Source organism: Nocardia abscessus, from assembly GCF_015477775.1.
GTDB lineage: Bacteria > Actinomycetota > Actinomycetes > Mycobacteriales > Mycobacteriaceae > Nocardia > Nocardia abscessus_A.
The window spans coordinates 372805-396667 of sequence record NZ_JADLQO010000004.1 but is presented as its reverse complement, the minus strand read 5'-3'; the positions used below and the strand labels follow the sequence as shown (position 1 = coordinate 396667).

Genomic DNA, 23863 nt, shown 5'->3' with positions numbered 1-23863 from the left:
CACATCGGATCCGACCCAGGAAATCACCTTGCGCAATTCTGTTCGACGATTAGCACTCGTCATCGCGGCCACCGCCGCGCTCTCCGCATCGTGCGCCACCGATGAGGGCGGCGACACCGATCTGAAAGCCGCTCTGCCGACCAGCGTTCCGCCGGGCACCTCGCTCGCGGTGTCGGTCCGCACCACCCGGGTCGCGCTGGAATCCTCCGGCGAGATCGGCAAATTGCCGTTCACCGTGTCGGCCTGGCCCGCCGTCTCCGCGGGGCCCGACGTCATCCAAGCCTTCCGCGGCGGCTCGGTGGATGTCGCGACGAACGCGGGCATCCCGCCGATCCATGCCCACGCGACCGGTCTCGACGCCAAGATCGTCGGCGTCAAAGTCCGTGACGTCCCGAATTATCAGCTGGCCACCGCCCCCGGCGTGGCCGTCGACTCGATCCAGGAGCTGCGCGGCAAGAAGATCGGCTTCTCGCCGGGTCAGGCCCAAGGCGTGGTGGTGCTGCGCACCCTGCGTGCCGCGGGCATCGGCCTGAACGAAGTGCAGCTGGTCGAACTGAACAGCCCGCAGTTCCTGACCGCGCTGCAAGGCAAGCAGATCGACGTCGCGCCGCTCGGCGAGCCCTCGCTGACCAAATACCTGGACAAGTACCGCGCGCAGGGCGCCACCGCGGTGGCCACGCCCGCGGTGGACGCGCTGACCGTGCTGTGGGCGCCGACCGCCGTCCTGCGCGACTCCGCGAAACTCGCCGCGGTGCGGCAATTCGTCGAATTCTGGGCGCGCGGCGAAGTCTGGGCCTGGGAGCATCCGGAGGAATGGATCGCGTCCTACTACGTGAAGGATCAGGAAGTCTCCGCCGCGGACGGGCGCCGAATTCTGGATACGACACCGCGGCCCTATTTCCCGGAGAACTGGGACAAAGCGATCGCCTGGGAGCAGGAAACCGTCGACCTGCTCACCGGCTCCGGGTATTTCGGCAAGCCGTTCGACGCGAACGAGCTGTTCGACCGTCGCTTCGAGCGAGTCGCCGCCGAGGCGGTGTCCGCGACCTACCGCACCGAGGACACCCGGTGAACCGCCGAAGCGCCCGCACAACACTGGAGTCGCCATGACCATCGCACTGACTCGCACCATAGCGGTGCCGCCGTCGCGGACCGACGGCTTCGTCGAACGCAGGCAGTTGCGCAGGCTCGGGCTACGCAAATCCGTGCCGTTCGCCCGGATGCTCGGCGTGGTGGTGGTGCTCGGCCTCTGGGCGGCCGGTGCGCACTTCGGCTGGCTCGACGAACGCAAGCTGTCGGCCCCGTGGACCGTGCTGGAGACGGGCTGGGACCTGCTGGTGAACGGCTCACTGGTGGAGAACGTGGCCGCCTCGCTCCAGCGCGCAGGCATCGGCCTCGGAATCGGTGTGCTGATCGGCACGACGCTGGCCCTGATCGCGGGCCTATCCCGGTTCGGGGAGTCCCTGGTGGACGGCCCGATCCAGGTGAAGCGGGCCATCCCCAGCCTGGGCCTGATCCCGCTGATGATCCTCTGGCTCGGCATCGGCGAATCGTTCAAGATCGTGCTGATCACCCTCGGCGTGGTGGTCACCATGTACATCCAGACGCACGCCTCGCTCACCACCATCGATCAGCGGCTGGTGGAACTGTCGGAGGTGCAGGGGGTTTCCCGGGCCGCCTTCATCTGGAAGGTCGTCGTGCCGGGCTCCCTGCCGGGATTCTTTCTCGGCCTGCGGCTCTCGGTGACCGGCGCGTGGCTGGCGCTGATCGTGGTCGAATCCGTGAATGCCATCGACGGGCTCGGCAAGATGATGTCGAACGCCCAGAACTACGGCCAGGCCGACGTGATCCTGGTCGGTCTCGCGGTCTACGGCACGTTCGGACTGCTGTCGGATGCGGGCATCCGGCTGCTCGAGCGAAAGGTGCTGTCGTGGCGACGGACGATCGCGGGATAGGCGTACAGGTCCGCGAACTCACTCGCGGTTTCGGTGAACGCACGGTTCTCGACGGCATCACGCTGACCATCCCGGCGGGACAGTTCGTCGCGCTGCTCGGCCGCAGCGGGTCGGGCAAGAGCACGCTGCTGCGCGCGCTGGCCGGGCTCGACTACGACGTGACCGGGTCGGGGACGCTGCGGGTGCCCGCCAAGACATCGGTGGTGTTCCAGGACTCCCGCCTGCTGCCCTGGCAGCGGGTGCTGGCGAACGTGCTCTACGGCCAGCCGCGTTCGCGCAAGGCCGCCGGGGCGCGGGTACTCGCCGAAGTCGGTCTCGCCGGGCGGGAACGGGCGTGGCCCAACCAGCTCTCCGGCGGTGAGCAGCAACGGGTTTCGCTGGCCCGCTCGCTGGTCGGCGAGCCGGACCTGTTGCTCGCCGACGAACCCTTCGGCGCGCTGGACGCGCTGACCAGGATCAAGATGCACGAGCTGCTGCGGGAGCTGATCCGGCGCCGCCGCCCAACCGTGCTGCTGGTCACCCACGACGTGGACGAGGCCATCGCCCTCGCCGACCGGGTGCTCGTGCTCGACGAGGGGCGCATCACGGTCGACGTGCCGGTGGACCTGCCCGGCGAACGCGACCCGAGCCTGCCCGAATTCCAGCGCGTGCGCCGCGCACTGCTCTCCTCGCTGGGCGTCGCCCCGGCCGCTGTCTGAAAGGACCCGACCATGTCCGGTAAACAACTCCATCTGAACGCGTTCCTGATGTCGGTGGGTCACCACGAGGCGGCCTGGCGGCTGCCGGAGAGCGATCCGCACGCGCACACCGACATCGACTACTACGTCGGGCTGGCCCGCACCGCCGAGCGCGGCAAGTTGGACTCGATCTTCTTCGCCGACAGCCCGGTGCTGATGGGCGATCCGGGCCGCAGGCCGAGCGGCAAGCTGGAGCCGACCGTGATCCTCACCGCGGTGGCTGTGCAGACCAGCCGGATCGGCTTGATCGCCACCGCGTCCACCAGCTACAACGACCCCTACAACCTGGCGCGCCGGTTCTCCTCGGTGGACTGGGTGAGCAACGGACGGGTCGGCTGGAACATCGTCACCACCGCGGGCGCGGACGCGGCGCGCAACTTCGGCCTGGACGACACTCCGGACCACCGGCTGCGGTACGAGAAGGCCGCCGAGTTCGTCGAGGTGGCCACCAAGCTGTGGGACAGCTGGGACGACGACGCCATCGTCGCGGACAAGGCGCTGGGCATCCACACCGACGCGGGCAAGGTTCGCAAGATCGGCCACCACGGCGAGTTCTTCAAGGTGGACGGGCCGCTGAACGTGCCGCGCTCGCCGCAGGGCTATCCGGTGCTGGTGCAGGCGGGCTCGTCGGAGGACGGCAAGAACTTCGCCGCCCGCTACGCGGAGGCGGTATTCACCGCGCAGCAGACGCTCGAGGACGGCAAAGCGTTCTACACCGACCTCAAGCAGCGCGCCGTCGCCCTGGGCCGCGATCCGGAGACGATCAAGATCCTGCCCGGCATCGTGCCCGTCATCGGCGACACCGAGGAGCAGGCGCGCGAACTGGACGCCGAGCTCGAGCGCCTGATCTCGCCGGAGTACGCGCGCCGCCAGCTGGCCGCGCACTTCAAATTGCCCATCGAGCAACTCGACCTGGACAGCGAGCTGCCCGAGGACCTGCCCACCGAGGACGACATCCAGGGCGCCAAGAGCCGGTTCACCCTCATCGTGAATCTCGCTCGGCGCGAACGGCTCACCCTGCGCCAGCTGATCGGCCGGCTCGGCGGCGGGCGCGGGCATCGTACGTTCGCGGGCACGCCCGAGCAGGTGGCCGACACCATCGAGCACTGGTTCCGGGAGGGCGCCGCCGACGGGTTCAACATCATGCCCGCCGTGCTGCCTTCCGGACTGGAGCGCTTCGTCGACCAGGTGGTGCCGATCCTGCAGCAGCGCGGACTGTTCCGCACCGAGTACACCGAGACCACCTTGCGTGGGCACTACGGCCTGGCTCGGCCGGTCAACCAGTACGAGAGCGCGGACTCGCTCGCGGTCGCCCGATGAGCTCGGCGGCGCCGGATCCGTCCCAGCCGGGATGGATCCGGTACTTGCTGCGCCGCTGTCTCGAGCACCGCCGCCTGGTCGTGGCCGCGGGCGCGGGCGCGCTCGCGGCGGCGCTGCTGACGGCGGTGCTGCCCCTCATCGTGCGGCACGTGGTGGACACGCTCAGCACGACCGCGGCGTCGGTGGCGCCGTGGGTGACGCTGCTGCTCGTCGTCGGCGCGGCGCGGTTCGGGTCGTCGTTCACCCGCCGGGTGGCGTCTTCCCAGCTGTCGCTGGGCGTGCAGCACGATCTGCGCAGGGACCTGTTCGCCGCGCTGCTGCGGCTGGACGGCCGCGAGCAGGCGGACTTGCGCACCGGACAGGTGGTCAGCCGGGCGATCACCGACGTCACGCTGATCCAGATGTTCCTGCAGCTCATCCCGATGGTGACCGGCAACGTCGTGTTGCTGGCCGGTGCGCTGGCGCTGATGACGCTGATGTCCCCGTCGTTGACGGTGATCGCGCTGCTGGTGGTCCCCGCACTGTGGGTGATCACTCGGCGCAGCCAGCGCAAACTCTTCCCCGCCAACTGGGACGCGCAAGCCCGCGCGGCCGAGGTGGCCATGCAGGTCGAGGCGGCCGTCGCCGGGGTGCGCGTGGTGAAGGGGTTCGGCCAGGAACGGCACGAACTCGACGGGCTCGCGGCCCAGGCGCGGGAGCTGTACCGCTCCCGGCTGCGCGTCGCGCGGCTCACCAGCCGGTTCACCCCGGCCATGCAGGCCGTGCCCGCGGCGGGGCAGGCGCTGATCCTGGTGGCCGGTGGATTGCTCGCGCTGTCGCAGTCCATCACGCTGGGGACCTTCCTGGCGTTCATGACCTATCTCGGCTCGTTCGTCAGCCCGATCCGGCAGTTCGCCATGCTGCTGACGGTCAGCCAGCAGGGCAAGGCATCGCTGGACCGAGTGCGCGAGGTGATCGAGGCGCCCGCGCCGGTGCGGCGCCCACAGGTCGATTCGGTGCGCGGCAGTGCACCGCCGCGCGTCGAGTTCCGCGGCGTCGGTTTCGGTTACGACCGCACGCGGGTGCTCCACGGACTGGAATTGACCGTCGAGGCGGGCGAGACCATCGCCATCGCGGGCGGGGCGGGCAGCGGCAAAACCACGCTGGTGCAATTGCTGCCGCGCCTGGTCGACCCGGACGGCGGGGCGATCCTGTTCGACGGCGTCGACATCCGCTACCTGGCCGACGCCCGCGCCCAGGTGGCGATGGTGTTCGAGGACACCCACCTGATGGCCGACAGCATCCGGGCCAACGTGGCCTACGGACGCCCCGCCGCCACCGACGAACAGGTATGGCACGCCCTGTATCTCGCGGCGGCCGACGAGTTCGTCGCGGCGCTGCCCGAGGGACTCGGCACCAGGGTCGGCGAGCGCGGCCAGCGGCTGTCTGGGGGACAGCGCCAGCGCATCGCGCTGGCCCGCGCGTTGCTCACCGACGCGCCCATCCTGGTGCTCGACGACGCGACCTCGGCTATCGACGCGCAGGTCGAGGAACAGATCTACGCCAGGATCGCGGAGGTGCGCAGCCGCACCACCATCGTCGTCGCACACCGGCTGTCCACCCTGGCGCTGGCCGACCGGGTCGCGGTGCTCGACGGCGGCCGGATCGCGGAACTGGGCACGCTGCGCGATCTGCAAAGCACCGGCGAACTGTTCCGCGCGCTGTTCACCCCGCCGGACGTGACGGGCATCGGCGTGAACGCGGGCCGCGTCCGGCCCGAGGCGCCGACCTCACCGCTGTGGGTCGAACCCGCCGAGGACGATGATGACGGCGCCCGGACCATGGAGCAGGTGGCGAAGGCGTTCTCCCAGCGCGCCGCCGGTGCGCCGACCGGAATCGGCCGGTCCGCGGGCCCCGGGATGCTCGCCTCGGCCCCGCCCAGCGGCGACGTGCAGGAGCTGATCGATCGCCTTCCCCCGCCGACCGGCGAACCCGAGGTCCCCGAATCCTTCTCGCACACGCCGGATCCGGAGTTCTCGCTGCCGCGACTGCTGCGGCCGTTCGCGTTGCCGCTGCTGGCCGGGCTCGGTTTGGTGGGGCTGGATGCCCTGGCGCAGGTGCTGATTCCCTTCCTGGTGCGCTACGGCATCGACCACGGCGTGCTGGCGGGCACGCGGGACGTGCTGCTGGTCGCGGCGGCGCTCACGCTGCTCGTGGTCGGGGTGGACTGGGCGATCAGCGTCGCGCAGGTGCGGGTCACCGGACGTGTGGGCGAACGGCTGCTGTACGGCCTGCGGGTCAAGACCTTCGCGCAGTTGCAGCGGCTCGGCTTGCAGTACTACGAGCGCGAACTCGGCGGCCGGATCATGACCAGGATGACCACCGACGTCGACGGGCTCTCGGCGTTCCTGCAGACCGGTCTGGCCACCGCGCTCACCAGCACGGTGACCATCGCGGGCGTGGTGATCGCGCTGCTGGTCATCGACGCGCCACTGGCGCTGGTGGTCCTGGCGTTGCTTCCGGTGCTCGTGGTGTCCACGGCGGCGTTCCGGCGCGCCTCGGTACCCGCCTACAACCTGGCACGCGAGCGGGTCAGCATCGTCAACGCCTACTTGCAGGAGAACGTCGACAACATCAAGGTGACCCAGGCCTACCGGCGCGAGGAGCGCAACCGGGCCGAGTTCGAGCGGCGGTCCTGGGACTATCGCGACGCGCGGCTGCGCAGCCAGTTCCTGATGGCGGTGTTCTTCCCGTTCATCGAGTTCATGTCGGTGGTGGCCACCGCGGCCGTGCTCGCGGTGGGCGTGCACCAGGTCCGTGAGGACGTGCTCACGGCGGGCACGCTCATCGCGTTCCTGCTCTACGTGGACCTGCTGTTCGCGCCGATCCAGCAGCTGTCCCAGGTTTTCGACAGCTACCAGCAGGCGGTGGTCGGCGTGGACCGGCTCGGCGAGTTGCTGCGCACGCCGGTCGCCACTCCGGACGCCGCGGGCGCGCGTCCGGTGCGCCGCCTGGCGGGGGCGATCGAGTTGCGCGGTGTCGGGTTCGCCTATGAAATCCGCGGCGAGGCGGTGCTTTCCGGTGTCGACCTGCGGATCGAGCCGGGGCAGAAGGTGGCGCTGGTGGGCGAGACGGGCGCGGGCAAATCGACGCTGGTGAAGCTGCTGGCCAGGTTCTACGACCCGACCGAGGGCGCCGTGCTGGTGGACGGTGTCGACCTGCGCGACTACCGGCTGCGCGAGTATCGCAAGCGGCTGGGCGTCGTCCCGCAGGAGCCGTTCCTGTTCGGCGACACCGTGCGCGCGGCCATCGCCTACGGCAAGCCGGAGGCCACGCCCGCCGATATCGAATGGGCGGCGCGAGCGGTGGGCGCGCACGAGATGATCGCCGCGCTCGAGCACGGGTACTACCAGCCGATCGGCGACCACGGGCGCAGTATGTCGGCGGGCCAGCGCCAGCTGCTCGCCCTGGCCAGGGCCCAGCTCGTCGAGCCGGACATCCTGATCCTCGACGAGGCCACCGCCTCGCTGGATCTGGCGACCGAGGCCAGGGTCAGGGCCGCGGTGGACGTGCTCACCGCCGGGCGCACGACCATCGTCGTCGCCCATCGTCTCGCCACCGCCGCGGACGCGGATCTCATCGCGGTGGTCGGCCAGGGCAGGTTGCTGCAGACGGGCACGCACGCGCAACTGCTCGCCGAGGACGGGCCGTACCGCAGGTTGTGGGCCGCGTATGTCGGCGACGGCCCGGCGTCGGTCGCGGACCGGCGCTCGGAGGCCGCCACCTGATCCTGATGCGCGGCTCCGTCGGGACCCCGGCAGCATCTTTTCCGCTATCAGGGGGCGCACGGGACGATCGCGGCCACCGTGACCGATTCGACACCGTACCCTGGGACAGGGGCCTGAACAGCGGATGAATAGCAGCCGACGCAGCAATGTCTCGGCATCGAAACGCTGCCGTACTGATCTTCGACGTACTCTCGAAAAAGAAGTATGAGGAGGTCCGCCATGCGCGCTCAGTTCTCCGAGGCGGTGCCCGGTCCCGACGGTTTCGCCGAGCCCATCGCGCGAACGGCTCACGGCGACGTGCGCGGCCTGCGCGAAGGTTCGATATCCGTCTGGCGCAGCATCCCGTACGCGGCGGCGCCCGCCGGCCCGGCCCGTTTCGCCTCGCCCGAGCCCCCGCAGCCCTGGGACGGAGTGCGCGACTGCACCTCTTACGGGCAGATCGCGCCGCAGACCATGGGCACGATGGTCCCCATCGACTCGGGCCTGACCATGGGTGAGGACTGCCTCTGGCTCAACGTCTGGTCACCGCGGCCCGAGACCGGCGATCCTGCCCGCGTCCCGGACGCCGAGCCGCGCCCGGTGCTGGTCTGGCTGCACGGCGGTGCGTACTGCCTCGGTACCGCCGCGCAGCAGATCTACGACGGGCGCAAGCTGGCGGCCACCGGCGACGTGGTGGTCGTGGGGGTCAACTACCGGCTCGGCGCGCTCGGCTTCCTCGACCTGTCCTCGCTCGGCGACGACTTCGCGCCGAACCTCGGCCTGTACGACCAGATCGCCGCTCTGGAATGGGTGCGCGACAACATCGCCGCGTTCGGCGGCGACCCCGGCAACGTCACGCTGTTCGGCGAGTCCTCCGGCGCGGGGTGCGTCACCGCGCTGCTCACCGCGCCCCGCGCCGCCGGGTTGTTCCACAAGGCGATCGCCCAGAGCCCGCCCGCGACCACGGTGTTCGGGCCGGAGCGGGCGGCCACGGTGGCGCAGCGATTCCTCGAGCTGATCGAACTGCCCGGAACCAGGGCCAAGGAACTGCTGGAATGCCCGATCGAACGGATCATCGCGGCCGCAGGCGTCTTGCTGGACGAGATCCCGCTGAAGGAGCCGGGCAGGCTGGCGGCCGCGCCCGTGGTGGACGGCGATCTGCTGCCGACCTACCCGATCGACCGGTTCCAGCGGGGACGGTCCCACCAGGTGCCGCTGATCATCGGCACCAACAAGGACGAGGCGTCACTGTTCCGGCTGCTGCGCTCACCGATCATGCCGGTGACCCCGGACGCGGTGAACGCGATGCTGCGGGACGTCGCGGCGGGGCACCCGGAGTGGTCCGCGGAGCGCATCGCCGAGATCACCTCCGCCTATCCCGATCTGAACAAGGCCCGCGGAGCGCTGGCGATGTCCACCGACGCGGCGTTCCGGATGCCGGCGCACTGGGTGGCCGACGGTCATGCCGAGCACTCGCCGACCTGGATGTACCGCTTCGACTATGCCACCCCGATGCTGCGGGCGGCCCGGGTCGGCGCGGGTCACGCCACCGAATTGCCCTACGTCTTCGGAAATTTCGGCACGCTCAACCTCGACCCGACCTTCTGGCTCGGTGGTCGCAGAGCGGCCATGGAGGTCTCCGGCCGGATGATGCGCCGCTGGCTGGCCTTCGCCGCCCACGGCGTCCCCGCCGCCCTCGACGGCTCCAAACACTGGCCGCCCTACCGCCTCGCCGCCCGCACCACTCTGCTCATCGACAGCGTCGATCGAGTGGTCGACGACCCGGACCGTGACCTGCACACTGCCTGGGGCCAACAGGCCGTCGGCTTCTCCTAGGCGCGCTCTTCGCACCCGCCGAAGCCGCCATCGGAGTGAATGCTCGTGACGGCGCGGTCGGTGGCGCTGGATCAACTCGACACCGACCGTGCGGATTCGTCATGCCGTCCGGCTCCGGCTACCGCTCGTTGCGCGCCTCAGACGTCGGTCGAGAAGCGAATGCCGCCGTCGGGGATCTCCACGCCGGGCCACACGCGCGCCCCGCGCAGGAGTTCGCAGCGGGCGCCGATGTTCGCCCCGTCCCCGATGACGCCGTCGCGGACGAGCGCGCGCGGGCCGATGCGCGCGCCGAAGCCGATGATGGTGCGCTCGACCGTCGCGCCCGCCTCGATCACCGCGCCGTCGAAGACGACCGCGCCGTCCAGGCGCGCACCCGCGCCGATCTCGGCGCCGCGGCCGACCACCGTGCCGCCGATGAGCAGCGCTCCCGGTGCCACGCCCGCACCGGGGTGGACCAGCGATTCGCCGCGCTGACCGGGCAGGGCGGGGGAGGGCGCGATCCCGCGGACCAGGTCGGCGGAGCCGCGGACGAAGTCCTCGGGAGTGCCCATGTCGCGCCAGTAGGAAGCGTCGACGTAACCCTGGACGCGGGCGCCCTCGGTCAGCAGCGCCGGGAACACCTCGCGCTCCACCGACACCGGGCGCCCGGCCGGGATCTTCTCGATGTACTCGCGGCGGAAGACGTAGCACCCGGCGTTGATCTGGTCGGTCGGCGGGTCCTGGGTCTTCTCCAGGAACGCGGTGACCCGGCCGTTCTCGTCGGTGGGCACACAGCCGAACGCGCGCGGGTCGCTGACCCGGACCAGGTGCAGTGTCACGTCGGCCCGGGTCGACTCGTGGGTGTCGAGCACCGCACCGAGGTCGGTGCCGCCGAGCACGTCGCCGTTGAACACCATCACGTTGTCCGCGCGCAACTTGGGCAGCACGTTGCGGATGGCGCCGCCGGTGCCGAGCGGCTCGGTCTCGGTGACGTACTCGATCTCCAGGCCGAGCTCCGAGCCGTCGCCGAAGTGCTCCTCGAACACCTCGGCCTTGAACGACGTGCCCAGCACCACATGGGTGATCCCGGCCTCCGCGATGCGGGCGAGCAGATGGGTCAGGAACGGCAGCCCCGCCGTCGGCAGCATCGGCTTGGGCGCCGAAAGGGTCAGCGGCCGCAGCCGCGTGCCCTGCCCGCCGACCAGGATCACCGCGTCGGTGCCTGTATTTCCTGCCATCAAGCTCCCCTGTTCACAAGGTCGTACTCGCCGCCGCCGCTATCCGGCGTCGCGCGCCTGCTGGCGCAGGGCAGATCGAACCGCAATACGCGAGCGGATCGCAAGTCCGGCCCGCAGCGCCAGCCGCAGCGGAGCCTGCCACCAGTGCGGATGCCGGTCGGCCTGGAAGCGGTAGGCGCTGGCGTGATGGGCGGGCAGCATCACCTCGGGATGGCGGCCCGCCGCGTGCCCCTTGGCATGGGTGACCTCGGCGTCCGGCACGAACACGTTGTGCCAGCCCGCCTTGCCCATCCGGTCGCCGAAGTCGACATCCTCCATGTACATGAAGTAGCGCGAGTCGAAGCCGTCGATCGAGTCGAACGCCGCGCGCCGCACCAGCAGGCACGACCCCGACAGCCAGCCGACGGCCCGCTCGGAGATCTCCTCGTTCTCCTGCCGGTACCGGCGGGTCCACGGGTTGGACTTCCACACCGTGCCGAGGATCGCGTGCCCGGCGCCGTCGAGCAGGCCGGGCACCCGGCGGGCCGACGGGTACACGCTGCCGTCCGGCTCGAGCACCAGCGGCCCCAGCGCACCCGCGCGCGGCCAGCGCTTGGCGGCGGCCAGCAGCGTGTCGATCGAATCGGTGCCCCAGCGGATGTCCGGGTTGGCGATCACGACGAACTCGATGCCCGGATCGATCTCCGCGACCGCCCGGTTGATGGCGCCGCCGTAGCCGATGTTGCCGCCGGTGCGCAGTAGTCGCACGTGCGAATTGGCCTCGGCGACCAGCTCCGGCACACCGTCCACCGACCCGTTGTCGGCGAGGATCACCTGGGGTTTCTCCGAGGTGGCCCCGGCGAGGGTGGTGATGAAGTGCTCGAGGTGCTCACCCGGCGAGTAGGTCACCGTGACGACGGCCAGCCCGGTGGGCGCGGCGGAATCGGAATCACTCACGACAGCCAACTCTAGTGGGCGCGACCGAACGTCGTCTGTCGATAGCCCGTGCACGGCCGCGGTGGGGGCGAAGTGCGCCTCTGGGGTGCTGTCGGACACGGCCTGTCGGTGTGCGCATGGGCTGCGGCGAGGGCGGACGTGCGCCTCTGGGGTGCTGTCGGACGTCGTCTGTCGGTGGTTGCGCATGGCTGTAGTGATGGCGCAGGTACGCCTTGGAAGTGCTGCCGGACGTCGCGGTGGTGGTCCGCGCATGGCCATGGCGAAGGCGCAGGTACGCCGCGAAGGTGCTGTCGGACGCCGTCTGTCGGTGGTCCGTGCGTGGCCGCCGCGAAGGCGGAGGTGCGCCTAGTCGGCCCGTCGCGCCAGCGCGTCCCCCAGCGCGGTCCGCCAATCCCGCAGTGGCCGCAGCCCGGCGTCGTTCCAGGCCCGTGGCGACAACACCGAATATGCCGGGCGCCGTGCGGGTCTGGGGAAGGCGGAGGAATCGCACGGGCGGACGCGCTCGGGATCGGCGCCGACAGCCGCGAACACCGCGCGGGCGAGCTCGAATCGACTGGCCCACCCGGCATTGGTGGCGTGCAGCACGCGCGGGGCGTCCGGCCGGCCCGCCAGTTCCAGCAGCGCGGCGGCCAGATCGGCGGCGTAGGTGGGCGAGCCGACCTCGTCATCGACCACGTCGACGGTGTCGCGTTCGCGCTCCAGCCGCAGCATGGTCGCGACGAAATCGCCGCCGCGCCCGGTGTATACCCACGCGGTGCGCACCACGTGTGCGTCCGGGCAGCGACTCAGCACCGCCTGTTCGCCCGCGAGCTTGGACTTTCCGTAGACGGTGGTCGGTCCGGTCACATCGGTAGTGTCGTACGGCCGATCCTGGGTACCAGGAAAGACGTAATCAGTGGACAGATGGATCAGCCGGGCACCGAGGTCGGCGCAGACTTCGGCGAGCACGGCCGGTCCGGTGGCGTTGCCCGCGTATGCCGCCTCGGTTTCGGTTTCGGCCTGGTCGACGGCGGTGTAGGCGGCGCAGTTCAGCACCACGTCGCCGGGCGCGAGTACCGCGCGCACGGCAGCGGGGTCGGTGATGTCGAGTTCGGCGCGCCCGTAGCCGCCTGCGGCCGGAGCGAGACGCCGCAGTTCCCGGCCCACCTGTCCGTTCGCCCCGGTGACGACGAGGCGGGCGGGGGTGGTGGATTCGGGTGCGGTGGGGTCGGTCACGGCGCAAGTCTGGCACGCCGCCACGTCCGCGGTTGCGGCCGTTCGCGATAACCGTTCGATAGCCTGGAGCTATCGGGGGATCCCGAAACCGGGCGGGGCGAGCGGTGACCATGATGGCGGATCGGTTGCGCACGCGTCGCCAGGGAACCGAGTTTCGGCGAGAGGATGCAGACTTGTCGCAGCGGAGGGGCACATCGGCGTCGGCGCGTCCGACCGGGGCACGCGACCGGTCCTACGGTCCGCTGCGCTCGATCGCGGCGGCCGCCGCCGTGATCGTGCTGGTGCTCACCGGTTTCGCCTGGCACAGTGTCGACGCGCTGGTCGCCAACATCGAGCGCATCGGCGATCTCGGCCTCGGCGGCAGCCGGGACGGCGCGGTGGACATCCTGCTGGTGGGTGTGGACAGCCGCACCGACGCGCACGGCAACCCGCTGTCGGACGCCGAGCGGGCCATGCTGCACGCGGGCGACGAGGTCGGCACCAATACCGACACGATCGTGCTGCTGCGCGTGCCCAACGACGGGCGTTCGGCGACCGCGATCTCGATTCCGCGCGATTCCTACGTCAGCATCCCCGGCCTCGGCATGGGCAAGATCAACTCCGCCTACGGCGCCACCAAGGCGAGCCAGCTCCAGAAGCTCGCCGAGCAGGGGGTTTCCGAGACCGACGCGGAGCGGCAGTCCACCCAGGCGGGCAGGCAGGCGCTGATCAAGACGGTGGCCGCCCTCACCGGCCTCACCGTCGACCACTACGCCGAGGTGAGCCTGCTCGGCTTCGCGCTGCTCACCGACGCCGTCGGCGGGGTCGAGGTGTGCTTGAAGAACCCGGTCGACGAATGGATGTCCGGCGCCCGTTTCCCCGCGGGACGTCAGCGCCTGGACGGGCCGAGGGCGCTGAGTTTCGTGCGCCAGCGCCACGATCTGGAGCGCGGCGACATCGACCGCATCGTGCGCCAGCAGGTGTTCATGGCGCAGCTGGTGCGGCAGGTGCTCAGCGCGAAGACGCTGGCCAATCCGGCCAAGCTCCAGCAACTCAGCGACGCGGTGGGGCGGACGATCGTGCTGGACGAGGACTGGGACGTGCTGGCGTTCCTGCAGCGGTTGAAGGATCTGACCGGCGGCCAGGTGAAGTTCGAGACCATTCCGGTCGCCGATCTCAACGGGGAGACCAGCAGCGGCGAATCCGTGGTCAAGGTCGAGCCCAGGGCGGTCAAGTCCTATATCGCCTCGCTGGTGGGCGACGGGCCGGCCCCACGCAACGCCGAGCCGGGCTTCGATCCGGCCACGGTGACCGTCAGCGTCTACAACGCGGGCGGCGTCGGCGGGCTGGCGGCCGAGGTCGCGCAGGCGCTGAGCGCCAAGGGATTTCGCCAAGGCACGGTGTCCAATTACAGCGGCGGCCGCGTCACCAGCAGCCGGGTGCTCGCGGCGGACACCGCGAGCCCGAAGGCTCAGGCGGTGGCCAAGGCGCTCGGCGGGCTTACCGTGCTCGCGGATCCGGCCCTGTCGCCGGATTCGGTGAGCGTCGTGCTGGCGAGCGACTATTCTGGTCCGGGCTCATCGGCGAGCCGGGTGTTCGATCTGTCCGGTACGTCGTCCGCCGCCACACCAGTCCCACCCGCTCCACCGATCGACGCAGGCCAGAACGGACCGAAATGCGTGAACTGAAACATGCGTGACATCGACCAGGTACACACACTCACCGAAGCGGTACTCGATCCGATCCTCGCCCGCGAACCGGCGGGCCCGCGCGTCACCTATTACGACGACGCCACCGGAGCGCGCATCGAGCTGTCCGGCGCGACACTGGCGAACTGGGCGGCCAAAACCGCCAATCTGATTCGCGACGAGTTCGGCCTCAGTCCGGGCGCCAGGGTCGCCGTTCTGCTCCCGGCGCACTGGCAGACCGCCGCGGTGCTGCTGGGCTGCTGGTGGGCGGGCACCGAGGTGGTGCTGCACCCGGACGGCGACGCCGATCTCGCCCTGGTGACCCCGGATCGCCTGGATGAGGCCGACGGTGCGGGCGAGGTCGCGGCGCTGTCGCTGGACGCCATGGGCGCCCCGGTGCGCGACCTGCCGGTGGGCGTCACCGATTTCGCCACCTCGGTGCGCGTGCACGGCGACCAGTTCCTGCCCCGTGGCGCCGGTGTCGCACTGGACGGCATGCCGGTCGCCGAGGTGCTGGCGGAGGCCAGGAAATCGGCGGTGCTCCAGGGTTTCGCGGAGGGCGACCGGGTGCTGTCCAGCACGCCGTGGGACACCCCCGCCGAACTGATCGACGGATATCTCGCAGTGCTCGCCGCGGGCGCTTCGCTGGTGCAGGTGGTCAATCCGGATCCCGCGGCGCGGGAGCGGCGCATCGCGTCCGAACGGGTGACCGCGCAACGCGGGTGAGCGGCGATCCGATCGCGATCGGCGCCCGGTAGCGGCTCCTACCACGGTATGGGCGCCGCATCCGACCTGAGGACGTTTTACAAGTCGGCGCCGTTCCGTACGGTGGAGTCATCGCACAACGACGGGGTTGGACTATGAAGCCACACTATTGGTTCCGCTGGTTGTCGGTGCAGGGCGCGCCTCGTCTCGTCCTGCGGCTGCAGGCCCGCCGCGGCGACCCGTTCGCCGAACTGATGGGCGGGCCCGACGGCTTCGACGACCCCTACCCGCTGATCGAGCGGTTGCGCGGGCAGGGGAGACTGCTGCGCACCTCCATCGCGTGGGCGACCTTCGATCACGAGCTGTGCCGTTCCATCCTGCGCGACAACCGTTTCGGCGTGCGCACCACGGAGAGCTTCAACATCCCCAAGCCGCTGCAGAAGCTGGCCGAGCGCTTCCCGCTGCCGCCGAACCCGGTCGAGCCGCCGTCGATGCTGGTGATCGATCCGCCGGAGCACACGGCGATGCGCAAACCGGTCGCCTCGGCGTTCACCCCGCGCGCGATCCGCAGACTGCGCGACCGCGTCGAGACGGTCACCGAGGAATTGCTGGACGCGCTGCCCGCGCACGGCTCGGCGGATCTGATCGGTTCCTTCGCCTCCCAGGTGCCGATCGCGATCATCTCCGAGATGCTCGGCTTCCCCGACGAGGACAAGGCCAGGTTCCTCGACTGGGGTGATCAGATGACGCCGTTGCTGGACGTCGGCATCCCGTGGCGCGCCCACCGCAAGGCGCTGCTGGCCATGGAGGTGATGAACGACTACCTCGACCAGCACATCGAACGGTTGCGCCGTGCGCCGGGCGAGGACATCCTCAGCAGCCTGGTCACCGCGGGCGAGCTGGACTCCTACGCGCTCAAGGCCACCGCGAGCCTGCTGATGGGCGCGGGCTTCGAGACGACGGTCAACCTGATCGGCAACGGTGTCGCACAACTGCTGGCCCATCCCGATCAGCTGGAAAGGCTGCGCGAAGAACCGGAGCTGTGGCCCAACGCCGTCGAGGAGATCCTGCGCTTCGACTCCCCGGTGCAGACCACAGCGCGCACCGCGCTGACCGACGTGGAGATCGACGGTTTCCGGGTGCGCGCGGGCAATACCGTGGTGCTGTCGCTGGCGGGCGCCAATCGCGACCCAGCGGTCTTCGCCGATCCCGGGCGGTTCGACATCGGACGCGACAACGCCAAGGAGCACCTGTCGTTCAGCAGCGGCGTGCACGTCTGCCTCGGGGCCAGCCTGGCCAGGATGGAGGGCGTCTACGCGCTGCAAGCCCTGTTCGAGCGGTTCCCCGACCTGCGCCTGGACGGTGCGCCGAAGCGGCGCGCGCTGTTCACCCTGCACGGGTACGAACGGATGCCGGTGCGGCTCGGTCAGCGCGCGCCCGCGCCGGAACCGGTCTGATCAGCCGGGCGTGGTCTTCCAGACGTAGCGGGTCTTCGGGCGTCCCGCTCTGCCGTAGTCCGAGCGGCGCACGACCAACCCGTCGTCGGCCAGCTTCTCCAGGTAGCGCCATGCGGTGATGCGTGACACCCCGATCGAGGTCGCGGTGTCCGCGGCGGTGACGCCCTCGCCCTCGGCTGCGCGCACGGTGCGGGAGATCTCGTCGAGAGTCTGCGGCGCGACGCCCTTCGGGGTGGCGGCGCGCTGGTCCGGGGTGCGCAGCGCGCTCAGCGCCCGGTCGATGTCGTGCTGGGAGATGGCGCTCTCGCCGGCCGGAAGCGCGGTGCGGAACTCACGATAGCGATCCAGCTTGTCGCGGAACGCGGCGAAGGTGAACGGCTTCAGCAGGTACAGCACGACGCCGTGCGACACGGCGGTGCGCACCAAGGCCAGGTCCCGCGCTGAGGTGATGGCGATGACGTCCGGGCGCGGCGCCAAGCCGGTCAGCGCGGCCGCGACGTCGAGCCCGCTGGCGTCCGGCAGACCGATGTCCATCAGCACCAGATCGATCGGCGTTCCCTCGGCCGCGGCGTCGGCGGCGGCGCGCATCGCCTCGCGTCCGGTATGGGCGACACCGACGGGGGTGAATCCGGTGATGCGCTCCACATAGGCGCGGTGCGCCTCGGCGATCAGCGGCTCGTCCTCGACGATCAGGACACGGATCATCGCGCTTCCTTTCGTGGAATCGTCACGGTCACCGCGCTCTCGGGATCCCGTTGGGTGCGGATGCTTCCCCCGTGGCGGGCCACCAGGCGGTGGACCAGTGCGAGACCGAGCCCGTGGTGGTCGGCTTTGGTCGAGTAGCCGCGCTGGGACGCGCGCGCGAACATCTCCGCCGACATGCCGGGGCCGCTGTCGGCGATCCGGATGTAGAGCGACTCGTTCGCGGCGTCCGCCCGCTGGTGGCGCAGGGTGACTTCCACCCAGCCCGACGTGGTGCTCGCCGCGGCATCGATCGCGTTGTCGACGAGATTGCCGACCAGCGTCACGGTCTCGTGCGGCGACAGCGGATCCACCGAGTCCAGGGCGGTGTCGTCGGTGATCGTCAGCTCGATGCCGCGTTCGGCCGCCTGGTTCACCTTGCCGAGCAGCAGAGCGGCCAGCGCGGGCGCGCCCACCGCCGCGAACAGCCGATCGATCAGCGACTGGGACAGCTCGAGTTCCGCGGTGGCGAACTCGACGGCCTCCCGGTGATGGCCCAGCTCCACCATGGTGACCACGGTGTGCAGCCGGTTGGCGGACTCGTGCGCCTGCGCCTGCAACGACTCCGCGAAGCTGCGCACGGAGTCGAGTTCGCCCATCACCGCTTGCAATTCGGTGTGGTCGCGAATGGTCATCACCGTGCCGATCGGCCTGCCGTCCCATGAGACGGTGTCCTGGTTGACCAGCAGGATCCGGTCGGTGGTCACGTGCATCTCGTCGCGGACGGTGCCCCAGCTCATCCGCTGCAGCGACAGCGGGAGGTCGCTGCGCCGGACGTCGCCCGCGGGCAGGTCGAGCAGGCGGCGCGCCTCGTCGTTGACCACCTCGGCGTCCTCGCCGGAGGGCCCGAACACCACCAGACCCTCGTGCACCGAGTGCAGGACGGCGTCGTGGTGCTCGTACATCGCGCGCAGCTCGTCGGGCGCCAGCCCGTGCGTCTGCCGCCGCAGTCTGCGGCTCAGCAGGAACGACCCTCCGGCGGCCAGCACGAGCCCGGCCCCCGCGACGCCGAGGATCACCGGGAGCTGGGTGGCGACCTGGTCGCCGATCTTCGCGCGGGTGACGCCCGCGGAGACCAGGGCCACGATCCGCCCGTCGTCGTACACCGGAGTCACCGCCCGGATGGAAGGGCCGAGGGTGCCGGTGAAGGTCTCGGTGAAAGTCTCACCGGCCAGCGCGCGATCGATGGTGCCGCTGAACGGCAGCCCGATCATCGCCGGGTTGGTGTGCGTGTAGCGCGTCCGGTCCGGCGCCATGACCACGATGAAGTCCATGCCGGTCTCGCGGCGGATCTCCTCGGTGACCGGCTGCAACAGCGCGGTCGGGTCGGCCGCTCCGATCGCGGCCACGGTGGAGGGCGCGTCGGCGACACTCACCGCGACGTCGATGACCTCGCGGGTGGTGGTGACGTCGCTGTCGTGCCTGGCGTCCAGCACGGCGAGCACCACGCCGATCGCAATCATCACCGCGAGCACGACCAACTGGAAGACGAACGCCTGACCGGCGAGGGAGAGCCGACCGCGTCTCACAAGCTCTTCCTCCGCTGAACGTAATGCACCAAACAGTGACCAGGATCACCCGGCCGACCATCATTCTGCCTGGCGGGCGTCAGCGACCTCGCTTCGGTACCTTTCGAAGGGAAATCCTCGCTATGAGCGACTCGACTCGAACGCGGCACGACCGCACCCATTGGCTCTATCTGGCCGTCATCGTCGCGGTGGTCGCAGGCGTCCTCGTCGGCTGGCTGGCCCCCGGCGTCGCGCAGTCGTTCGCTCCGCTGGGGACCATCTTCGTCAATCTCATCAAAATGATGATCGCTCCGGTCATCTTCTGCACGATCGTGCTCGGGATCGGCTCGGTGCGCGCCGCGGCCACCGTCGGCAAGGTCGGCGGTCTGGCCATCGGCTACTTCCTGATCATGTCGACCATCGCGCTCGGGATCGGTCTCGTCGTCGGCAATCTGCTGCAACCCGGCACCGGCCTGAATATCGCCAAATCGACCAAAGCCGGTCACGACCTGGCCAACACCGCGCACAGCGCGGGCGGCACCTGGGAGTTCGTGCAGAACATCGTCCCGTCCACGCTGCTGTCCTCGCTCACCACCGGCAATGTCCTGCAGGCGCTGTTCGTCGCGCTGCTGGTCGGTTTCGCCGTGCAGGCCATGGGCACGGCGGGCGAGCCGATCGTGCGCGGCGTGGCGCTGCTGCAGAAACTCGTGTTCCGGATCCTGGTGATGATCCTGTGGCTGGCGCCGATCGGCGCGTTCGGCGCGATCGCGAACGTGGTCGGCAAGACCGGCCTGGACGCGGTGGTGAAGCTGGGCACGCTGATGGCCGCGTTCTACCTGACCTGCCTGGTGTTCGTCTTCGGTGTGCTCGGCGTACTGCTGTGGAGCGTTTCGCGAGTGTCGATCTTCAAGCTGGTGCGCTACCTCGCGCGGGAGTATCTGCTGATCGTCGCGACCTCGTCGTCGGAATCGGCGCTGCCGCGGCTGATCGCGAAGATGGACCACATGGGCGTGCAGCGCTCGACCGTGGGCGTCGTCGTGCCGACCGGGTACTCGTTCAACCTGGATGGCACCGCCATCTACCTGACCATGGCGTCGCTGTTCATCGCCGAGGCGATGGGCAAGCCGCTATCGGTCGGCGAGCAAATCGGGCTACTGCTGTTCATGGTCATCGCGTCCAAGGGCGCCGCGGGCGTCACCGGGGCGGGCCTGGCCACACTGGCGGGCGGATTGCAGAGCCATCGGCCCGAACTGCTCGACGGCGTCGGCCTGATCGTCGGCATCGACCGCTTCATGTCCGAGGCGCGGGCGCTGACCAACTTCTCCGGCAACGCGGTCGCCACGGTGCTGATCGGCACCTGGACCAAGACCGTCGACGTGGACCGGGTGCGCGAGGTGCTCGATCGCAAGATGCCTTTCGACGAGCGGACCATGCTCGACGACGACCACGGGACGCCGGGGGCGCCGCTCACGCAAGAGGCCGAGGCCGTAGATCTGGTCAAGGCGTAGGGCGCGGCGGGCAGTCCGTCCGCGGCGCAGCGCCGGGCCGGGAGACAGCAGCCCGGCGCATGATGAAGGGCCCGCAGGATCTGCGGGCCCTTCGTGGCGTCCGGGTCAGGCCGCCCACTTCTCCGGGTGCAGGTGGTGCTGGGTGAGCGCGGTGGCGTGGCCGTGCCCGAATCCGTGCTCGGTCTTCAGCCATTCGACGAGTTCCTTGTGCGAGGTCAGTCCGGTGTCGCGCATGGCGGCCTTCCACTCCTCGATGGCGCGGCCGTATTTTGCCTCGATAGAGGGGAAGTAGGACGCGGGGCCGTGCGGCTTGGTCGCCATGGGTCGATCTCCTTGCTCGTCGTGCGTTCGATGGTGATGACGGAGCGAACTCCCAAAAATCGTCGGCGGCCCGGTGGAAGTGATTTGGATCACTGCGAGGAGGTCTCGTCGCGGCGAGCGCAGTCGAGAGGTCCGCCGGACCCGCAACCCCGTCAGGCGGTCGCGGCGACCGAAGCGGTCGTGCGGCCCTTGCGCAGGCTGTGCTCGCGGAGCAAGAGCCCGCCGGTCAGCGCGACCAGGGCGGCGGTCAGGCCGTGGATGCCGAAGGCCGCGGCGGCCGAACCGTGCCAGCTCAGCACGGTGAGCATGTCGCCGACCGGAACGAGCGCGACGACCAAGGTCACGATGCCGAGCGCGTACCGCTGCCGCAGGCCGAGCAGGACCAGGATCAGCACGCCGAAGACGGTGTCCCGCACGCCTTTGAGGGTCATGAACGCCGCCGCGTCACCGTCCGGCCAGGCGGGAAGGCCGAAGCCGGGAGCGATGGTGTCGGGCGCGAACAGGTAGCTGATCCCGATGTAGAGGATGAACGCGGCGCCGATCACGGACAGGACGGTGGCGATGCGGGAGAGGGTCATGGTGGCGCTCCTGGCTCGATATCTCTGCTCTGGAAATCTCTGCTCTGAAATCTAGCGTTGCTAGATTCGATAGTAAGACTAAGCGAGCTGCGATAGTTTGTCTAGCGGCGCTAGAATTCAGGGCATGAGCACTCAGACGCGCAAGGAACGCGAGCGGGCCGAACGCAGGCAGCGCATCATCGAGACCGCACGCGAACTCGCCGAAGCCCAGGGCTGGGAGGCGGTGACCGTACGCCGCCTCGCCGAACGGATCGAATACAGCCAGCCCGTGCTGTACAGCCACTTCACGGGAAAGTCGGCGATCGTCTCCGCGGTCGCGGAACAGGGATTCGTCGAGCTCACCACGGTGATGCGGCAGGCGCACGCGGAGGCCACCGACGACGCGGACCGCCTGCGCCGGGTCGCGCGGGCCTACCTGGAATTCGCCGCGGCCAATCCGGCGCTCTACGACGCGATGTTCCTGATGAGCACCGATCTCATCTTCGGACTCCAGGCATCCCGGCCGCTGCGCGAGGGGTTCGGCGAGCTGGAAGCCATGTTCCGCCCCTGGGTCGATGGGCCCGACCTCGGCACCCGGACCGAGGTCGCCTGGAGCACCTTGCACGGCCTGGCCACCCTCGAACGCGGCGGCCGTATCCAACCGGAGTTGCGCGACCAGCGATTGGACCTCCTGGTGGCGGAGTGGCTCGCCGCCGTCGGCGCGGCGTAGCAGGGGCCGCGCCGGCGGCCTTCGCCGACGAGCGAGGGGTCGTCCGCAGCGGGCCGCGAGTTTGCACGGGTAAATGCCCGCGCCCGGAGTGGGAGTGCCCGGACTGCGGGGAGTCGGCAGTCCAGTGGTGGTGTCGGTGAGCAGGTCGGCGGTCGGTCGGCCGGTAGCGTGGGGGTATGGCTGATGTTGTTGTGGTCGGCTCGGGACCGAACGGGCTGGCCGCCGCGGTGATTCTGGCCAGAGCGGGGCTCGCCGTGGAGGTCTACGAGGCCGAGCCGACGGCCGGGGGCGGATCCCGCACGGCCGAGCTGACCCTGCCGGGTTATCGGCACGACGTGTGCGCGGGCGCGCATCCGATGGCGGCGGCGTCCCCGGTGTTCCGCGCGTTCGACTTGACCGCGCACGGCGTGGAGCTGCTCGCCCCCGAGGTCTCCTATGCCCATCCGCTCGACGGCGGCGTGGCCGGAGCGGCCTGGCGAGACCTGGAACGCACGGTCGACGACCTCGGTCCGGACGGCCCGGCCTGGCGCAAGCTGTTCGCGCCGCTGGTGCGGCACTGGCCGGACGTGGTCGACCTCGCGATGTCGGATCTGCGCCGCGTCCCGTCCGGGCTCGCGACCGCGATCCGTTTCGGCCTGCGCACGCTGGAGCAGGGCTCACCGCTGTGGAACGTCAGGTTCCGCGAGCAGGTCGCACCCGCCCTGCTGACCGGCATCGCCACCCACGCGATCATTCCGCCGCGCGCCGTCACGGCCGCGGGCGCGGCACTGCTGCTCGGCACGCTGGCCCATGTCGGGGGCTGGGTGATTCCGCGCGGCGGCAGTCAGGCGATTCCCGACGCCCTCATCGCCGAACTCGAGCGCCTCGGCGGCCGGGTGCACACCGGGCACCGGGTCGACTCGCTGGATGAATTCGCCGATGCCCGTGCCGTTCTGCTCGACCTCGCCCCGGCCGAACTGCTGCGGATCGCCGAGCACCGGTTGCCCGCCCGGTACGCGAAGCGGCTGCGGCGTTTCCGCTACGGCGGCGCGGCCTGCAAGATCGACTTCGCGCTGTCCGGTCCGGTGCCGTGGCAAGCCGAGAGCTGCGCGTCGGCCGGAACGGTGCACGTGATCGGCACCCGCGCCGAGGCCATGGCCGCCGAGCACGCCGTGGCCATGGGACGACACGCCGAACGGCCCTATGTGCTGTCCATCCAGCCCGGCGTGGTCGACTCCACCCGCGCACCCGCGGGCGGCCACACCTACTACACCTACGCGCACGTGCCCAACGGCTCCACCCGCGATGTCAGCGAGGAGGTGATCGCCCAGGTCGAGCGATTCGCGCCGGGCTTCCGCGATCTGATCGTCGCCAAGAACGTGATCACCGCCGCCGAAATGCCCACGCACAACGCCAACTACATCGGCGGCGACATCTCCGCGGGCGCGATGACCCTGCGCCAGTTCGCGTTCCGCCCCACCCCGCGCTGGAACCCTTACGCCACACCGATCCCCGGCGTCTACCTGTGCTCGTCCGCCACCCCGCCCGGCCCCGGCGTGCACGGCATGAGCGGATTGCACGCCGCGCGCCACGCCCTGCGCGAACGCTTCGATATCCGCACCGATCCGCTCGATCTCTTGCGTACCCCCGCTCGCCAGCCTCGCTGAGAAACCACCCAGCCGGGTACGGGCCTCCCGCGCAGTGCGCCGAACTGCTCCGGTCCGCGAG

The 23863-nt window shown here is 70.1% G+C and carries 19 protein-coding genes; 12 read left to right on the top strand and 7 right to left on the bottom strand.

Annotation, left to right across the window (positions count from 1 at the left end; all coding sequences use genetic code 11):
• Positions 1-28 precede the first annotated feature (28 nt).
• The 6 genes from IU450_RS14820 to IU450_RS14795 all read left to right on the top strand — a co-directional run bounded on the left by IU450_RS14820 (position 29) and on the right by IU450_RS14795 (position 9594).
• Positions 29-1072 carry an ABC transporter substrate-binding protein gene (locus IU450_RS14820; protein WP_228834548.1) on the top strand — a complete coding sequence of 348 codons (1044 nt, stop codon included), beginning with the start codon at positions 29-31 and terminating at the stop codon, positions 1070-1072.
• Between the two features lie 34 nt (positions 1073-1106).
• Positions 1107-1955: an ABC transporter permease gene (locus IU450_RS14815; RefSeq protein WP_195150359.1), complete on the top strand. Its 849-nt coding sequence runs from the start codon at positions 1107-1109 to the stop codon at positions 1953-1955.
• On the top strand, positions 1931-2653 hold the full coding sequence (locus IU450_RS14810) for an ABC transporter ATP-binding protein (protein WP_195150358.1): 723 nt from the start codon (positions 1931-1933) through the stop codon (positions 2651-2653). Before IU450_RS14815 ends, IU450_RS14810 begins: the two co-directional genes overlap by 25 nt.
• A gap of 12 nt (positions 2654-2665) precedes the next feature.
• Positions 2666-4012, top strand: a complete 1347-nt coding sequence (locus tag IU450_RS14805) for an LLM class flavin-dependent oxidoreductase (RefSeq protein ID WP_195150357.1) — start codon at positions 2666-2668, stop codon at positions 4010-4012.
• On the top strand, positions 4009-7779 hold the full coding sequence (locus tag IU450_RS14800; protein WP_195150356.1) for an ABC transporter ATP-binding protein: 3771 nt from the start codon (positions 4009-4011) through the stop codon (positions 7777-7779). The genes IU450_RS14805 and IU450_RS14800 overlap by 4 nt, the downstream gene beginning before the upstream one ends.
• Before the next feature lie 219 nt (positions 7780-7998).
• Positions 7999-9594: a carboxylesterase/lipase family protein gene (locus IU450_RS14795; RefSeq protein ID WP_195150355.1), complete on the top strand. Its 1596-nt coding sequence runs from the start codon at positions 7999-8001 to the stop codon at positions 9592-9594.
• 137 nt (positions 9595-9731) lie between these two features.
• Here the strand turns inward: IU450_RS14795 and IU450_RS14790 are convergent, their stop codons facing one another.
• The 3 genes from IU450_RS14790 to rfbD all read right to left on the bottom strand — a co-directional run bounded on the left by IU450_RS14790 (position 9732) and on the right by rfbD (position 12962).
• Positions 9732-10811, bottom strand: coding sequence for a sugar phosphate nucleotidyltransferase (locus IU450_RS14790; protein ID WP_195150354.1), 1080 nt, complete (start codon positions 10809-10811; stop codon positions 9732-9734).
• 39 nt (positions 10812-10850) lie between these two features.
• Positions 10851-11747, bottom strand: coding sequence for a glycosyltransferase family 2 protein (locus IU450_RS14785; protein WP_043697026.1), 897 nt, complete (start codon positions 11745-11747; stop codon positions 10851-10853).
• Between the two features lie 345 nt (positions 11748-12092).
• Entirely contained in the window at positions 12093-12962 is an 870-nt protein-coding gene (rfbD, locus tag IU450_RS14780; protein ID WP_195150353.1) for a dTDP-4-dehydrorhamnose reductase, read from the bottom strand.
• Positions 12963-13075: 113 nt separating this feature from the next.
• On the opposite strand from rfbD, the gene IU450_RS14775 reads away from it, so the two are divergent.
• The 3 genes from IU450_RS14775 to IU450_RS14765 all read left to right on the top strand — a co-directional run bounded on the left by IU450_RS14775 (position 13076) and on the right by IU450_RS14765 (position 16791).
• Positions 13076-14629: an LCP family protein gene (locus IU450_RS14775; protein ID WP_195150467.1), complete on the top strand. Its 1554-nt coding sequence runs from the start codon at positions 13076-13078 to the stop codon at positions 14627-14629.
• A 3-nt stretch (positions 14630-14632) separates the two neighbouring features.
• Positions 14633-15355 carry a TIGR03089 family protein gene (locus IU450_RS14770; protein WP_195150352.1) on the top strand — a complete coding sequence of 241 codons (723 nt, stop codon included), beginning with the start codon at positions 14633-14635 and terminating at the stop codon, positions 15353-15355.
• Between the two features lie 134 nt (positions 15356-15489).
• Positions 15490-16791 (top strand): cytochrome P450, encoded by a 1302-nt coding sequence (locus tag IU450_RS14765; RefSeq protein ID WP_195150351.1) that lies wholly within the window; start codon positions 15490-15492, stop codon positions 16789-16791.
• On the opposite strand, the gene IU450_RS14760 is transcribed toward IU450_RS14765, so the two are convergent.
• Both IU450_RS14760 and IU450_RS14755 read right to left on the bottom strand, forming a co-directional pair.
• Positions 16792-17496 (bottom strand): response regulator, encoded by a 705-nt coding sequence (locus IU450_RS14760; RefSeq protein WP_195150350.1) that lies wholly within the window; start codon positions 17494-17496, stop codon positions 16792-16794.
• Positions 17493-19061, bottom strand: a complete 1569-nt coding sequence (locus tag IU450_RS14755) for a sensor histidine kinase (protein WP_324197674.1) — start codon at positions 19059-19061, stop codon at positions 17493-17495. Before IU450_RS14755 ends, IU450_RS14760 begins: the two co-directional genes overlap by 4 nt.
• Before the next feature lie 122 nt (positions 19062-19183).
• On the opposite strand from IU450_RS14755, the gene IU450_RS14750 reads away from it, so the two are divergent.
• Positions 19184-20548 carry a cation:dicarboxylate symporter family transporter gene (locus tag IU450_RS14750; RefSeq protein WP_228834546.1) on the top strand — a complete coding sequence of 455 codons (1365 nt, stop codon included), beginning with the start codon at positions 19184-19186 and terminating at the stop codon, positions 20546-20548.
• 105 nt (positions 20549-20653) lie between these two features.
• On the opposite strand, the gene IU450_RS14745 is transcribed toward IU450_RS14750, so the two are convergent.
• On the bottom strand, positions 20654-20869 hold the full coding sequence (locus IU450_RS14745; RefSeq protein ID WP_043730931.1) for a DUF4287 domain-containing protein: 216 nt from the start codon (positions 20867-20869) through the stop codon (positions 20654-20656).
• A gap of 152 nt (positions 20870-21021) precedes the next feature.
• Complete coding sequence (locus IU450_RS14740) at positions 21022-21447, bottom strand: DUF4267 domain-containing protein (protein WP_195150348.1); 426 nt, start codon at positions 21445-21447, stop codon at positions 21022-21024.
• A gap of 124 nt (positions 21448-21571) precedes the next feature.
• On the opposite strand from IU450_RS14740, the gene IU450_RS14735 reads away from it, so the two are divergent.
• A complete protein-coding gene (locus IU450_RS14735; RefSeq protein ID WP_195150347.1) occupies positions 21572-22156 on the top strand; it encodes a TetR/AcrR family transcriptional regulator in 585 nt (194 codons plus the stop codon).
• A 176-nt stretch (positions 22157-22332) separates the two neighbouring features.
• Positions 22333-23802, top strand: a complete 1470-nt coding sequence (locus tag IU450_RS14730; protein ID WP_195150346.1) for a phytoene desaturase family protein — start codon at positions 22333-22335, stop codon at positions 23800-23802.
• Positions 23803-23863: the final 61 nt, after the last annotated feature.

Excerpts from the sequence above, each read along its gene's own strand:
- IU450_RS14815 (WP_195150359.1), top strand. The coding sequence starts at position 1,107 with ATGACCATCGCACTGACTCGCACCATAGCGGTGCCGCCGTCGCGGACC.
- IU450_RS14805 (WP_195150357.1), top strand. The coding sequence starts at position 2,666 with ATGTCCGGTAAACAACTCCATCTGAACGCGTTCCTGATGTCGGTGGGT.
- IU450_RS14800 (WP_195150356.1), top strand. The coding sequence starts at position 4,009 with ATGAGCTCGGCGGCGCCGGATCCGTCCCAGCCGGGATGGATCCGGTAC.
- IU450_RS14795 (WP_195150355.1), top strand. The coding sequence starts at position 7,999 with ATGCGCGCTCAGTTCTCCGAGGCGGTGCCCGGTCCCGACGGTTTCGCC.
- IU450_RS14790 (WP_195150354.1), bottom strand. The coding sequence starts at position 10,811 with ATGGCAGGAAATACAGGCACCGACGCGGTGATCCTGGTCGGCGGGCAG.
- IU450_RS14775 (WP_195150467.1), top strand. The coding sequence starts at position 13,076 with ATGGCGGATCGGTTGCGCACGCGTCGCCAGGGAACCGAGTTTCGGCGA.
- IU450_RS14770 (WP_195150352.1), top strand. The coding sequence starts at position 14,633 with ATGCGTGACATCGACCAGGTACACACACTCACCGAAGCGGTACTCGAT.
- IU450_RS14765 (WP_195150351.1), top strand. The coding sequence starts at position 15,490 with ATGAAGCCACACTATTGGTTCCGCTGGTTGTCGGTGCAGGGCGCGCCT.
- IU450_RS14760 (WP_195150350.1), bottom strand. The coding sequence starts at position 17,496 with ATGATCCGTGTCCTGATCGTCGAGGACGAGCCGCTGATCGCCGAGGCG.
- IU450_RS14750 (WP_228834546.1), top strand. The coding sequence starts at position 19,184 with ATGAGCGACTCGACTCGAACGCGGCACGACCGCACCCATTGGCTCTAT.
- IU450_RS14745 (WP_043730931.1), bottom strand. The coding sequence starts at position 20,869 with ATGGCGACCAAGCCGCACGGCCCCGCGTCCTACTTCCCCTCTATCGAG.
- IU450_RS14740 (WP_195150348.1), bottom strand. The coding sequence starts at position 21,447 with ATGACCCTCTCCCGCATCGCCACCGTCCTGTCCGTGATCGGCGCCGCG.
- IU450_RS14735 (WP_195150347.1), top strand. The coding sequence starts at position 21,572 with ATGAGCACTCAGACGCGCAAGGAACGCGAGCGGGCCGAACGCAGGCAG.
- IU450_RS14730 (WP_195150346.1), top strand. The coding sequence starts at position 22,333 with ATGGCTGATGTTGTTGTGGTCGGCTCGGGACCGAACGGGCTGGCCGCC.